The organism is Aeoliella straminimaris (genome assembly GCF_024054565.1).
GTDB classification, from domain to species: Bacteria; Planctomycetota; Planctomycetia; order Pirellulales; family Lacipirellulaceae; genus Aeoliella; species Aeoliella straminimaris.
Map to the genome: position 1 here is coordinate 95,255 of NZ_JAMXLR010000061.1, position 13,330 is coordinate 108,584.

Below are 13,330 nucleotides of genomic sequence, written 5' to 3' on the forward strand. Positions count from 1 at the left end.
TGGATCGATCACCAGCGAAGTCGCGCGACGAAACAGCAAACCCCCAACACTGCCAGGCACAAGCTGCTCGGCTCCGGAATTGCCAGGAAGTGGTGGTCGCTTACGTAGTTGGCGAGATTCGCTCCCATGGCTCGGGCCTGGATGTCGTCGAAGTTCCAATGGATGCCGAGGTAGACGCGACTGCGACCATTTTCCTCACTCGCCTGGCTGAAGGACGTGTAGCTGCGGACCACACCCGGCAACTCGTCCGAAGTGACTTCAAACGAGATGTCGTCGGTGCCGTAGAAGTTCTCCAGGCTTTGGAACAGCGCGCCACCGAAACTCGCGTGTCCCGACAGGTAGGTGGGGAAAGGAGGCGTGAAAGGATCGATCAAAGAACCGTCGGGCGCGATGCCGCCCGGTGCGCCCAGAGGCACCCAGCCCGGGTCGGCAACCGTGTAGGGATTGCCATCTTCGTCTGCCCGGCGGATACCAGAGACGGGTCGCCAGAAGTCATTCGTAAACTTGGTGTCCCAAGCAACGATACCGGCATCGGCCACCGAGGTGGTGGCCATGGCAAACAACCTGGCGTTGTCCGACAAGCTGTTTCCCTGCTGGTCGGCCACCGTACGAAGGATCGCGTTGTACATCCGCATGGGAGTTCCCATGCCGAGCCGATCGTACGACCAAAACAGGCCGATCTCCGTCTGCTCCGGGGTGCGAGTGGAGCTGTCCAGGGCGCCGAGCGACTTGACTTCGTCAAAGGCGTCGGTGTACTGCTGGCTGCTGAGCGCGGGAACCGCAGGCACGATCAACTGACTGGTACTCTCCAGGGCAAAGGTCTGCATGTCACCCCACTGCGGTCCCCAGGCCGTTTGACTGGCGTTCAGCGGATCGGGTTCCCAGCGTCCCGGATCGCCTTGTGGTGTATAGAGCACCATGTTGTCAAAGCCGTCCGTGGCCCTGGCGGCGACGATTTGGCTGGCCACGAGGTCGCCATACGCGATACCTTCCGCCTTGGCGGGGCTGTTCTCAATCAGGTTCAGGCTGGTTGCACGCTCGGAGTCGAGCAACGACTGTTGATCGGGGTAGATGGAGTAGAGCACTCGGTAGGCCGCTTGTATGGCGGCGGCTTCCGGGGATGCCACCTGCGGCGCGGCACCGTGCGTGAACATCTGCCGATGCCTCGGCAGGACACCATTCACGGCGTCGTAGATCGCGAGGTTCATCATCGCCATCGACCGCGACGCCATGCCTGGATTCTGATAGTTGGAGTCCACGAGCAGAACATCCGAGGCCACGCGATTCCATTCGATGATGGTGTCGCCACCAGCATGCGCGGCGGCGAGCGCCACGCACACCGTGGCAAATACCTGAGCTGCGAACTTGCAGTGCATGACTGCCTCCCCTTCGATGTCGATGGTCTTCAACCGCACGCGATATCGTGTGGTCGCCCCAGATCGAAACAGGACCAAGCAAATAGACGCCGACCGGCAAGGTGTTGCTCGTTTTACACGCTTGTCGGCCGACGCATTTCACGTGCTAGCGGCTGCTAATGCGCTGCCTTGCGCGGTTTCCTTCGCCAGCACACGAGTGCCCCGATGCAGGTCGTCCCGAGCAGGAACACAGAACTTGGCTCGGGGACGGCATAATTCGAGGTCCAAAACCAGGCGGCGGCCGTGCCAGGTCCCCCATCGGGCATGAGCCCGTACCCCAGCTGGTCGGTGTGGATCAACGTGTTGAGCAGAAACGGCGTCGAGCCCAAAGGCACCGGCGACAAACTGGCGTCGAACTGGTCGAACGGAAGAACACCTCCTTCTACGAGTGGGTAGTCGAGCGTAATGGAGAACGCTGCGTCGCCGTTGGCGTCCGTGAAGAAACCATTGGGACCGCTCGTCGACCCGGAGCCATCGTCGCCTACCAGACCCAGCGATTTTGCCGTGGGTGTTAGCGCCGAATCGGGTGTCGACGCCGCCATCGACGGGATGTCCGACACGCCGGCAAATGGAACGACATCGATGCCCGTCAACGGGCTGATGCCATCGAGCTTCATCCAGATCGACCAGAACTGGTTGGGCACCGCGTTGCTGACGTCGATCTCCACGTCGGTGGAGCCGTTTGCCAGCGTGTAGGTCAGTTTTGCGCTGGCGTTCGGGTACCCCAGGTCGTCCATGAACACGTTGTCCATGGTCAGCGTTTGCCCCTGGACCATCGCCGCCAGGGGTAGCACCACAACCAGGGTGATTAGACGCGTAATAGTAGCAGCACTCACTTTCATCAGATTTCACCTCCCATGAGGCCTGCGATATAATGCAGAAAGCCATCGTTCCAGCGCGCAGGCCGTGCGCGGGACATCCGGCACCGGTCGGTGAGGTGTGGTTGGCGCTACAGGCTCACCGGCCGGAATTTTTCGTTTGTCTGGCGTTACCAGTTGATGCTGGGCTCCGCCGTTGGACTACCACCGCTGGACAGCTCCCCATTCATCCAACGTGCGGACTTGTCGTCGATTTCATGAGCAGTCCTACTGGGACGAAGGCTTCCGCAAAGTTTGAACCATCGCCGCCGGCGACAATCCCTCGAAGAAGGCCGAAAGAAGACCCCCTACTCTGCAATGCCCCGTTCCAGATCGGGGTGCGCCAACGTTTCTGAAGAAACTGGCAACTTCTTGCCAAACAGTGATCGAAGTCGGGTTGCAGGCGCAGAGTTAGAGACGCAACTCGATTACAGACAATGGCCCGCGGCGAGAGAGAATCGCCGCGGAGAGCTTACCCGCCGCAAGCAGGTACGCCACGTGAAGAAACAAGGTAGGTGAAAGGCGCGCCGATTACCCTGCGGGCACCTAACCGCGTGAGCATGTAACTGGCGGCTCCACCCTCGCCTGTGGCGAAGGTGGAGCTTGCTCTGGCGGTGGCGTGGACGGCTCTGCCTACTCGGCCGGACGCGAGTGCAGGCCGAATACGTTGCCTTCGGTATCCGAGGCGATGGCGATGAAGCCGTATTGGCCGATGGAGAATTTGTCCTTGCAAATCTTACCGCCCGCGGCTTCCACGCGCGAAGCCTCGACCGCGCAGTCGTCGCAACTGAAGTAAACCATCGTGCTATTGCCGCCTGAAGGCACGCCCTCGACCTTGGCGATTGCCCCGGCAGCGCCGGGCGCACCCATCTCCATGGGGAAGGTGAACATCTCGATTTCCGGCGTGGGCGAATCGAGTGGCGAAAGCTCGACCTGGAGCACCTGCTCGTAGAAAGCCTTGGCCCGCTGGATGTCTTGCACGTAGATTTCGAACCAATTAACAGGATTGGGTTGCATGGCGACAACTCCTTGAGTGAAGAAAGCCAACACCCCACGCGTCGGCGACACGCGGATGATATACTAACGTACACATACCGTCAATAGTCGTTAGCCAGGCAGCGGGACGAAGCATTTTAGCTTGTTGGTTTCTGGATGGCGGGGCAATTGTGTGACACATTCGATGGAGATTTCCGCCCCCTGCAGGCCGGCTTCGGCCAGGGCTTGCTGCAAAGCGGCCACGGGGGCCGCCGGGTCAAACTCACCATGCGTGATCGCCAGCACGCGGGCGCCGCGCTCGGTCTGCTGCACCTGGTATTCGCTGATGTGACGGTCCTGCCCCAGCACGCTGCGAAACACCATGGGGTGAATCTTCACCGCACCGGCGTATTTGAACCACGCGTCGGAGCGACCCTGGATATCGACGATCCGCCGATAGCCGGGCGCGTCGGGATTCGGTCCGTCGTCCAGGATGAGCGTGTCGGTCATCACGTAACGCACCAGCGGCATCACGGTGCCGACCAGCTTGGTGACCAGCACGTGATCGGCCTGGGTGTTGTCGGCAACGGGGCGGTGGTCGGCGTCAACCGGTTCGACGATCAGGAAGTCTTCGGCCAACGTACTGCCCGAGAACGATTCGCCTTCGGCGGCCGCCAACCCGATCTCCACCGAGCCCCAACTGTTGTGAATGTTGATGCCCCAGGCCTCGAGCGCCATCTGCCGAGCCTCGGGCAGCAGTGGTTCGGAGTTGGTCAGGATTCGCTGAGGAGAGATTTTCAGCCGACCGTCGAGCGCCTCGGCGCACAGCTCTTCCACGATCGAGGCGTACCCTACCAGGCGGTCGGGCTGATAGTCGTTCAGTTGCTGCACCATGTCGCGGATCGGCGTGCCTGCCGACAGCACCATGACGTCGCGCTGGGGATCGAGCATGGTGGGAAACAGCAGGCGACTGGCGTGCACGAACGAACCGGCGCAGATGACGGCCGTGCGCCGCGGGCCAGTGGGCGGGCGAAGTTGATCGTCGCGGACTTCCATGCGGTAGGTCACGTTGGCCGTGGCGACGAAGGTTTCCCAATCCCACAGGAACACGCCCCGCTGCCCCGAGGTTCCGCCGGTGGCGGCCGCGTAGTACTTGTCCAGGTAGTAGTAGTCCTGGTGCTCGCCGGCGTGCAGCCCATCGAGGTGGTCGATCACTCCCTCGAGGTGCAGTTGTGGATCGGTGACAATCTGGTCCCAGTGAGTCATGACATCCGCCTTGGTCATCGGCGGGATGGTCGGCAGGTCGTCGAGCTCCAGCCCGGTGGCCTCCAGGTGTGCGAGCCGCTCGGCATGAAACGGCGAGTGCTGCTGGGCGTGGGCCACCACCTGGCGAAGTCGCTGGGTCTGATGTGCGCGGACCTGGTCTCGGGTCCAGTCGAGCTGCGCGACCGCCGTGGGTGTGAACCGCTGGACGTCAGCGATATGCCGGCGGCGAAGTTCGGCAAAGCTGTCCATGGCGGGCCTGCGATGAGAGCTGGTGGCGAACGGGCACGATTCAGGTAGATGGATGAGATTGTAACCGAAATCGCTTGGCAGCCGGGGCCGATTTGGAGGAGGAATAGTCGCGAAGAGGAAGAAAAGGCACAAGAAGCAAAAGGGCGTGATTCCAGTGCGTCGGCCTGCGGCAATTGGGGCGAGTTATCTTCCCATTTTGTGGCCATTGGTGCCATTTTTGTGGCTCTTCCATCCGTTCCCAGAGGTTGGGAGCTCAAGTTGACCAAACATCCAGTACGCCCTAGAATCCCTCGCGCGAACGAACCAACAGCCGACTGCTGAAAGCTCCTCTCCATGAACTCCGCCTCGACCGAAGATCGTGCCAGGCTTCCTGCGTGGATCACCTCGATGGTGGTGCATGCGTGCCTGGTGGTGTTGCTGTTGTTGTGGGCCACGCAAGCACCGCAAGGCAGTGCCGAGGAGACCGGGCGGGACGTGGGCATCGTGCTGAAGCGGTCGACCTCCGATGGCGTGAAGTTCGAAGGCGAACAAGACACGCTGGCCGACAAGACGGCCGATACCAACTCGCAGAACCCGATACCGGCCGAAGCCAACGAGGCGTTTCCCACGCTGGCGGAGAATTCCAACTCGGCCGATGCCCTGCCGACCGACGCCGGGGTGGGCGAACTGGCCGAGCCCGGCGCCACGGCCTCGTCGATGGCTGCCGCCGGCGGCGGCACCCTTGGCGGTGCGCCTGGCGAGTTGGGCGAGAAAGCCAACGTCGAGTTCTTTGGCGTCCAAGGCACCGGCACCAAGTTCGTGTACCTGGTGGATTACTCGGCCAGCATGAACGGCGGGCCGTTGGCCGCCGCCAAGCAGCAGATGATCGAGAGCCTGCAATCGCTGGATGAGGTGCATCAGTTTCAGATCATCTTCTTCAACGCCAGCGCGCAGCCTTTTACCATCGACGGCCGGCAACGTATCGCGTTCGCCACGGATCAAAACAAACGGATGGCCGAGCGGCTGCTCCGCGGTGTGTCGGCCCACGGCGGCACCGATCGCCCTAACGCGTTGTCGACGGCCCTGCGTCTGGGCCCCGACGTGATCTTCTTCCTGACCGACGCCGACTCGCCGATGTCGGAAGTCGAACTGCAGGACGTGGCACGAGAGAACCGGCGCCACCACGCATCGATCTGCACCATCGAGTTTGGCCGCGGCCCCGACCCCAAGCGGTACAACTTCCTCAAAGCCCTGGCCGAAAAAACCGGCGGCCAGTATGGGTACGTCAACACCAACACGCTGCGGGGGCAGTAGCGCGGTGTGGCGATCTCCGGCCCAGGCGCGGCACGCCGACTCATGCGTCAGCCACGTTCTTGTAACATTTCGGCCAGGCGATGGTCGCGGTCCGCGTCGACCAGGTTGCCGAATGTGTAACCCAGCTCTTCGCGTTGCGATTTAATGTAGGCCAAGGTCACCTTTTCGAGATCCACGCCCTGCAGCGCGGCCCGCTCCAGTTCGTCCCATCCAACGGGATAACCCGCCTGGTGGCACATCACTCCGCACTGGACTACCTCAGCAACGTTCACGCGCCGCAGGCGCATGCCCATCAGCCGGGCGGCCGAGAGCTGGCACCCGGCCATCGTGGCGAGCATCCAGGGCCGTAGCAGCCCAATCACGATGATGGACAGCACCAGAAACAGCAGCACGAGGACTATCAGAACCACCAAGGCGAAGATCGTCTGCTGATCGGCCGCCAACGTTAGTGCATGGATTGGCATCACGCGTCCTCGCAGATTCTAGAAGAGACGACCGGCACCGGGCGCACTTTGATTATGGCCGAACGCCCGCCGGCGGGAAACATCGGGGCGGCCGCACCATCTTTACGGTTCCCCCGCCGGGCGAGTATCTTAGGGCACGTGGAATCCACACACCGGCGGCGACAGGCGGCGCTTGCCGGTCGTGTTCCTTGGCAGGCTTTGGCGAGCCTGGGTGAGGACCAAGGGTTCCACCAACCTTTTCCGGCTTTTTTCAAGTGTCTAACGCGATTGGGAGGATACGGGCGATGAGCACTCTGGCTCGGCGACACCGACTTTGGATTGGGGGCCGCCAGTTGGTTTGGGCCGTCCTATGCCTGTGCGTGGTTGGCTCTTCGGCCATGGCGCAAGAAGCCGCCAATCCCAACCTATCCGACAGAGTCGACGCCGCCCATGAGACGGCCAAGTCGGCCGCACTGGCCGGAAACAACGCCTGGATGCTGACCAGTTGCGCGCTGGTGTTGTTCATGACCGCGCCGGGGTTGGCCATGTTCTACGGTGGCCTGGTACGGAAGAAGAACGTACTGAGCGTGATGATGCAGTGCCTGTTTCTGATGGGCCTGATGACCGTGCTGTGGGGTCTGTACGGCTACTCCTTGTCGTTCGGTGGCGATGGAAAGTGGATTGGCAACGACGAATACCTGTTCATGAACAACGTGCAGCGGGTATGGGATGAAGAGACGGGCGAGCCTTACACGCCGATCTTCGATGAAGAAGAGATTCCCATCCCCACGATGACGCACATGCTGTTCCAGGGCATGTTCTTTATCATCACCCCGGCGCTGATCTGCGGCGCGTTTGCCGAGCGGATGAAGTTCAGCGCCATGGTGGTGTTCCTGGTGCTGTGGGGCACGGTGGTGTACTGTCCGCTGTGTCACTGGGTGTGGGACGGCGGCATCCTGGCGTTCAACACCACGGCGGAAATCGAATCGGGCGAAGGCCACTCCATTGCGGGTGGAGCGCTCGACTTCGCCGGTGGCACCGTGGTGCACATCAGCTCGGGCATCTCGGCCCTGATCTGCGCGATCTTCCTCGGTCGCCGCATTGGTTGGGGACAAGACGACATGCGGCCGCACAACTTGACCTACACCGCGCTGGGCGCTGCGATGCTGTGGGTGGGGTGGTTCGGTTTCAACGCCGGTAGCGAACTGCTAAGCGACGACCTCACTCAAAGCGCGTTCTGCGTCACCCACTTCTCAGCCGCCGCCGGCGCGGTGGCGTGGGCCGTGTACGAGTGGGTAACACGGGGCAAGCCCAGCGTGCTGGGCACCGCGTCGGGCGCGGTGGCTGGCCTGGTGTGCATTACCCCGGCCGCCGGCTTCGTGAACCCGATGCCCGCCCTGCTGATGGGCGCCCTGGGCGGCGTGGTTTGTGCCTACGCCTGTGGGACACTGAAGAACAAGTTTGGCTACGACGATTCGCTGGATGCCTTTGGCGTGCACGGCATCGGTGGCACGCTGGGCGCCATCCTGACCGGCGTGTTCGCCACCCGGGCTTGCTGGAACATCGACGATGGCCGGCCGCTGGGGTTGATTGAAGGCGAGTCGCGGATCCTGGTGGGCCAGATCGCGGCCGTGGCGGTCACCTGGCTGTACAGCGTGGTGGTGACCGTTGTGCTGCTGAAGCTCGTGGACCTGACTATTGGTCTTCGCGTGAATGAAGCCGAGGAACGTGCCGGCCTGGACGTCAGCCAGCACGAAGAGGAAGGTTACATTTTGTTCTAGCCGGCGCCCGACAGGCGGCCGCGGGGAAAACAAATCCGCCGGGTGGCTGTTGGGACAGGCTGGAAATTTCTGCTAGAATAGGATATCGACGACGCCGACCCCGGCGTGCATCCCCGTCTTGTAGGAGTAGCGGACATGAAGAAGATCGAGGCGATTGTTCGCCACTATAAACTCGAGGATGTAAAGAATGCCCTGGCCGAAATGGGGGTCGTGGGGATGACGATTACCGAAGTCCGCGGGTTTGGCCGCCAAAAAGGCCATACCGAAATGTACCGCGGCACTGAATACGCCGTGGATTTCGTGCCGAAGGTGAAAATCGAGATCGTCGTCGACGACGAACGGGTACAGCCGGCCGTCGATACGGTTCTCCGTTCTGCCCAAACCGGACAAATCGGAGACGGTAAAATTTTTGTCTCCGATCTTCTCGATACGATCCGCATCCGGACGGGCGAAACCGGTACCGAGGCCCTATAATGGGGTAAGCAGCTTTCGGGGCAGTTCTGCCGGCCACCCTCGCGGGTTCGAGTGTGCCGTTGCGCAGTATGATTGAGTCGAGCCGAACTTTTCGGATGCCCGTCGCGGGGATTCCCTGCATCCCGCGAATTGCCCTAAGATTGCCGCCCGTAAAGTCCGTTTGAATCAGTAGCACACGCCCGCTCGTACCGGTTTTTCCACCCAGTTAGTCTCATGAGTTCCTCCTTGCGCCTCCGCTCCAACGTCCTCGCTGCCCGCGAGCAGGTGCAGAGTGGATTGGCGGAAGTGAAACGACTGCATCAGAGCGGCATGGCCAGCGTGCAGGTGTGCGCGCGGATCTCGTCGATTATCGACCAGGTGGTCGTCAAGCTGTTCGACTCGACCCTGAAAAAGGCGCCCGACGGCCAGGACGACAAGCTGCGTGGCCGGCTGGCCCTGGTGGCCATTGGCGGTTACGGCCGCCGGCAGCAGGCGCCCTATTCGGACGTCGACTTGATGATCCTGTACTCCGGTACGCTGGACGAAAGCGTCCGCAACTTCACCGCCCAGCTGACGCAGGATCTGTTCGACGCCGGCCTGAAGCCGGGGCACAGCCTACGGAACGTGGGCGATGCGGTCCGCCTGGCCCGCGGCGACACGGTGATTTGTACGTCGCTCATCGAGTCGCGGCTGATCATTGGTTCCACGCGGTTGTTCGAAGAATTCCGCCAGGCATTTCGCCAGATGGTCGAGCGCCGCGGCACCGCGTTCTGCCGCGAGTTCATCGCCGCCCGTAAGGAAGAACGGCACAAGTTTGGCGAGACGGTATTCCTACTGGAACCAAACATCAAGCGGACACCGGGCGGCTTGCGCGACATCCATCTGCTTCGCTGGTTGTGGTACGCCAAGAGCGGCGAGTCGGACCCGAATCGTCTGCTGCACAAAGGCGTGATCTCCAACTTCGATCATCGCCGGTTGATGTCGTCGCAGAGCTTCCTGCTGCACGTCCGCAACGAAATGCACTTCGGCGGTGAGAATGGCAGTGACGTGCTGAACCGGGCCGAACAGAAACGCATCGCCGAGGCTTTACAGTTCCGCGCCCGCAGCGGCATGCTGCCGGTCGAGCAGTTCATGCGGGAGTACTTTCGTCACACGAGCCACGTGTCGTTCCTGGCCACGCGGATGAGCGACCTGGTTTGTCCGCCGCCGGTGGTTTCGCGGATGTTGCAGCCGGTGTTGAGCCAGAGCCTGTCGGCCGAGTTTCGCCTGAGCCCCTGGGAGATCAGCGCGACGCAGCTCGGCACCACCAAGCTGAGCAAGAACCTGGAAGACGCCGTGCGACTGGTCGACCTGGCGCGGCTGTACGACAAGCGAATCTCGCAGGAAACCTGGTACCACGTGTACCGCTCGGCGCCGAGCTACTGGATGGAGTTGTCCGAGGCCAGCATCACGCGGTTCCTCGACATGCTGGCCACGCCGCTGCTGTTGGGCGACGCGCTCCGCCGGATGCACGAGCTGGGCGTGCTGGAGAAGGTGATTCCCGACTACACCCACGCCCGCTGCCTGCTGCAGTTCAATCGCTACCACAAGTTCACTGTGGACGAGCACTGCATCCGCTCGGTGGGCGAAGCCACCCGGCTGGGCGAGCGTGACGATCTGGTGGGCGACACCTATCGTAAGCTCAATCGCAAGTGGCTGCTGCATCTGGCGCTGTTGATTCACGACCTGGGCAAAGGCCGCGAGGGCGACCACAGCGTGCTGGGCGCCGACATCGCTCGACGAGTGGGCGAGCGGCTCGACCTGGAACCGGCCGACATCGAGTTATTGGCGAACTTGATCCTCAAGCACTTGTGGATGCCGCACGCGGCACTGCGACACGACACCACCGACCCGGCCTATATTCGTCAGTTCGCCGAGAAGTTCTCCACCGTCGAAGAATTGCAGATGCTGTACGTGTTGAGCTGCGCCGACATGGCGGCCGTGGGTCCTGGCGTACTGAACGACTGGAAGGTGGGCATCCTGGGCGACCTGTTCAAGCGCTCCAAAGTCCTGCTGTCGCCAGTGCCCGAGAACGAACAACTGTCGCGCCGCGTGGCGGCCAAACAAAAAGTGTGGGACCTGCTGACCAGCGACGAACGCCAGGATCTGTGGTTCGAACAGTACTTCCGCGCCCTGCCCGAGTCGTTCGTCACCAAGGTAAACGCGCAGCATGTGGTCGAAACGCTCCGCAATCTGCACAACCTGAAGGATGGTCAAGGCACAGCCGCTGGCCAGTACTTCGAGAAGTCGAAAACCGTGGAGTTCTCCGCCGGCGTGAGCCAGGGCGTTGGTCGCGGCATCTTCTCGGCCATGGCCGGCGTGTTGAGCTCCCGCGGCATGAGCATCCTGGCCGCCGAGACGGCCGTCTTGAACGGCGACATCCTGCTACTGCGTTACTGTGCGGTCGATACCGAATCGAACGGCCCCACCGAACAAAAACGCCTGGACGAAATCTCCCGGGCGATGGTCACCTCGATTGACTCGGACGAGCCGCCAAAGTTCCGCCGCATCTGGGGCAAGGAACCCGATACCGAGACGGCCAAGCTGTCGAACATGCCGATGGAAGTGCGGCTGAACTCCGACATTTCGGCCGACAACCTGATCATCGAGGTGTTCGCCTTCGACCGGATTGGCTTGCTGTACGACCTGGCCCACACGATCCACCAACTGCATCTGAACATCCGCTTCGCCAAGATCAGCACGCACCTCGACCAGGTGGTCGATGTGTTCTACGTCACCGAGCGCGATGGCTCGAAGCCCGGCGGTCACGAGCGGCTGCACGGTATCTACGAGCGGATGATGGAAGTGGTGGCGAAAGAGGGGGCCAACGTGTGAGCAACTTCCGGCCGCCAAGGCATTGTCCGCCGCGCCAACCCATGGCGGACAGCACCACTCGCTGACTAGCGCTGCATTTCGCTTAGGGGCAAGATCGCACGATGGCCATCGACTGGGAAGCCCGCCTGCAGACCGGACCGTGGCTGAAACGGACGCGCCTCCGAACCTGGCTCTATCTGGGCTTCTTCGAAAGCGCGGTCTGGTTCCTCTACGCCACGCGAACCATGACCGAGAGTGACAGCAGCCTGTTGTTCTTTTGTACGTTCTGGACCGTACTGCCGCTGTCGCTGCTACTGGAGTTGCGTGCCCTGTTTCGGCTGATCCTGGTGCTGGTGATGCTGGCCTGGCCGATCCTCGTCTGGATCATCCCCTGGGTGTTCGCCAGTGCCATGGCACAGTCGATAGCCCAATCCACCTACCTGGCAATCCTTACCGGCGTCGCCACCAGTCTGCTGATCGAGATTTGTCGGCAGCCGGACGAGCCAGACCGCCGGAAACCGTCGTGAGAGGTCGGAAGTCGCCATTTCCACATAGTGCTAGCACCGCGGAAACTCACCTAGCCCCAATTATGCGAGCCACCTAAACTGCGTTCGCGATAGTTTCTCGACAAGGACGTCCCGGCAGCCCATGGAGGGGTTACTGCGGTGCAGCGGTTCATTTCGACAGCATTGATGGTGGCCATCTTCGGTGGTGGCGGCTGGATGTTCTTCAAGGGGCTGCACCTCGAAGACATTAAGCAAATTATCGTCACGGGCCAGTCGTCCGACTCCGGCGCACCGATGGTCGGCACCTCGCCGGTGTCCAACAGCCCCAGCTGGAATCCGCCCCCAGGCGCGACGATCAAGATCGCCTCGTTCAACATCCAGGTGTTCGGCGACGCCAAGGCCGAAAAGCCGTACGTTATCGACACGATCTGCCAGATCATCAGCAACTTCGATATCGTCGCCATTCAAGAGATCCGCACCCAGGACGACTACTTCATCCAGAAGTTCGTCCAGCGACTCAATCATCTTTCCGGCCGCCAATACGACTTTCGCGTCGGGCCGCGACTGGGCAACACCCGCAGCACCGAGCAGTACGCGTTCATTTTCGACGCGAACCGCATCGAGGTCCACCCGCAGTATGTCTACACGATTCGCGACCCCGACAACCTGCTGCACCGCGAACCAATGGTCGGGTTCTTCGCCACACGTGTTTCCGATCTCAACCAACGATTCACGTTCATGCTGGTGAACGTGCACACCGATCCCGACGTGGCCAAGGAAGAGATGGACGCCCTGGCGCAGGTTTACTCGGTGGTTCGCCGCCAGCCGATCGGCGCCGACCAGCAAACCGAAGACGACATCATCATCCTGGGCGACTTCAACACCAAGGTGCCCAGCGCGCCGAGTGGTTCGTTCGGCCGTTCGAGCCGACCGCTGAAGCCCGACGATCTGGCTGGGCTGGGGCGCATCACCGACATCTACCCGGTGATTCAAAACCAGCCAACCAACGTGGTGAAAAGCTACCTGCACGACAACATCCTGTTTCACCGCCCCAGCACGGCCGAGTTCACCGGTCGCGGTGGCGTGTACGACATTCAGTCGCGTCACGGGCTATCGCTCGAACAGGTCAAGCAGATTTCGGATCACCTGCCGGTATGGGCGGAGTTCAGCGTCACCGAAGCAGGTCTGTCGAACCGCGTGGCCAGCGGCGCTGCGGTTGGGGCGCGATAAGCAACAACC

11 protein-coding genes are annotated in these 13,330 nt (G+C 61.7%); 6 read left to right on the top strand and 5 right to left on the bottom strand.

What is annotated here, in order from left to right; translation table 11 throughout:
• Positions 1-8: 8 nt before the first annotated feature.
• The 4 genes from NG895_RS17495 to NG895_RS17510 form a co-directional block, all read right to left on the bottom strand.
• Complete coding sequence (locus NG895_RS17495) at positions 9-1,376, bottom strand: vanadium-dependent haloperoxidase (RefSeq protein WP_252853808.1); 1,368 nt, start codon at positions 1,374-1,376, stop codon at positions 9-11.
• Positions 1,377-1,531: 155 nt separating this feature from the next.
• Complete coding sequence (locus NG895_RS30655; protein ID WP_252853809.1) at positions 1,532-2,251, bottom strand: PEP-CTERM sorting domain-containing protein; 720 nt, start codon at positions 2,249-2,251, stop codon at positions 1,532-1,534.
• A 654-nt stretch (positions 2,252-2,905) separates the two neighbouring features.
• Positions 2,906-3,289 (bottom strand): VOC family protein, encoded by a 384-nt coding sequence (locus tag NG895_RS17505; protein ID WP_252853810.1) that lies wholly within the window; start codon positions 3,287-3,289, stop codon positions 2,906-2,908.
• A gap of 90 nt (positions 3,290-3,379) precedes the next feature.
• On the bottom strand, positions 3,380-4,762 hold the full coding sequence (locus tag NG895_RS17510) for a phenylacetate--CoA ligase family protein (protein WP_252853811.1): 1,383 nt from the start codon (positions 4,760-4,762) through the stop codon (positions 3,380-3,382).
• Positions 4,763-5,095: 333 nt separating this feature from the next.
• Here NG895_RS17510 and NG895_RS17515 point away from each other — a divergent pair, with 333 nt between their 5' ends.
• Positions 5,096-6,055, top strand: a complete 960-nt coding sequence (locus NG895_RS17515) for a VWA domain-containing protein (protein ID WP_252853812.1) — start codon at positions 5,096-5,098, stop codon at positions 6,053-6,055.
• 47 nt (positions 6,056-6,102) lie between these two features.
• Here NG895_RS17515 and NG895_RS17520 read toward each other — a convergent pair whose 3' ends face one another.
• Positions 6,103-6,519, bottom strand: coding sequence for a flotillin-like FloA family protein (locus tag NG895_RS17520; protein ID WP_252853813.1), 417 nt, complete (start codon positions 6,517-6,519; stop codon positions 6,103-6,105).
• Between the two features lie 284 nt (positions 6,520-6,803).
• On the opposite strand from NG895_RS17520, the gene NG895_RS17525 reads away from it, so the two are divergent.
• The 5 genes from NG895_RS17525 (at position 6,804) to NG895_RS17545 (ending at position 13,321) form a co-directional block, all read left to right on the top strand.
• Positions 6,804-8,279, top strand: a complete 1,476-nt coding sequence (locus tag NG895_RS17525; RefSeq protein ID WP_252853814.1) for an ammonium transporter — start codon at positions 6,804-6,806, stop codon at positions 8,277-8,279.
• Positions 8,280-8,414: 135 nt separating this feature from the next.
• Positions 8,415-8,753 carry a P-II family nitrogen regulator gene (locus NG895_RS17530; RefSeq protein ID WP_252853815.1) on the top strand — a complete coding sequence of 113 codons (339 nt, stop codon included), beginning with the start codon at positions 8,415-8,417 and terminating at the stop codon, positions 8,751-8,753.
• 213 nt (positions 8,754-8,966) lie between these two features.
• Positions 8,967-11,606, top strand: coding sequence for a [protein-PII] uridylyltransferase (glnD, locus tag NG895_RS17535; protein WP_252853816.1), 2,640 nt, complete (start codon positions 8,967-8,969; stop codon positions 11,604-11,606).
• A 101-nt stretch (positions 11,607-11,707) separates the two neighbouring features.
• The gene (locus tag NG895_RS17540; protein ID WP_252853817.1) at positions 11,708-12,112 is read left to right on the top strand and encodes a hypothetical protein; all 405 of its coding nucleotides are present in this window, start codon (positions 11,708-11,710) and stop codon (positions 12,110-12,112) included.
• 138 nt (positions 12,113-12,250) lie between these two features.
• Positions 12,251-13,321 carry an endonuclease/exonuclease/phosphatase family protein gene (locus NG895_RS17545; RefSeq protein WP_252853818.1) on the top strand — a complete coding sequence of 357 codons (1,071 nt, stop codon included), beginning with the start codon at positions 12,251-12,253 and terminating at the stop codon, positions 13,319-13,321.
• Positions 13,322-13,330 lie beyond the last annotated feature (9 nt).

Bases quoted from the DNA above. Each gene is read 5' to 3' on its own strand.
- NG895_RS17520 (WP_252853813.1), bottom strand. From the start codon at position 6,519: ATGCCAATCCATGCACTAACGTTGGCGGCCGATCAGCAGACGATCTTC.
- NG895_RS17540 (WP_252853817.1), top strand. From the start codon at position 11,708: ATGGCCATCGACTGGGAAGCCCGCCTGCAGACCGGACCGTGGCTGAAA.
- NG895_RS17525 (WP_252853814.1), top strand. From the start codon at position 6,804: ATGAGCACTCTGGCTCGGCGACACCGACTTTGGATTGGGGGCCGCCAG.
- NG895_RS17515 (WP_252853812.1), top strand. From the start codon at position 5,096: ATGAACTCCGCCTCGACCGAAGATCGTGCCAGGCTTCCTGCGTGGATC.
- NG895_RS17505 (WP_252853810.1), bottom strand. From the start codon at position 3,289: ATGCAACCCAATCCTGTTAATTGGTTCGAAATCTACGTGCAAGACATC.
- NG895_RS17530 (WP_252853815.1), top strand. From the start codon at position 8,415: ATGAAGAAGATCGAGGCGATTGTTCGCCACTATAAACTCGAGGATGTA.
- NG895_RS17495 (WP_252853808.1), bottom strand. From the start codon at position 1,376: ATGCACTGCAAGTTCGCAGCTCAGGTATTTGCCACGGTGTGCGTGGCG.
- glnD (WP_252853816.1), top strand. From the start codon at position 8,967: ATGAGTTCCTCCTTGCGCCTCCGCTCCAACGTCCTCGCTGCCCGCGAG.
- NG895_RS17510 (WP_252853811.1), bottom strand. From the start codon at position 4,762: ATGGACAGCTTTGCCGAACTTCGCCGCCGGCATATCGCTGACGTCCAG.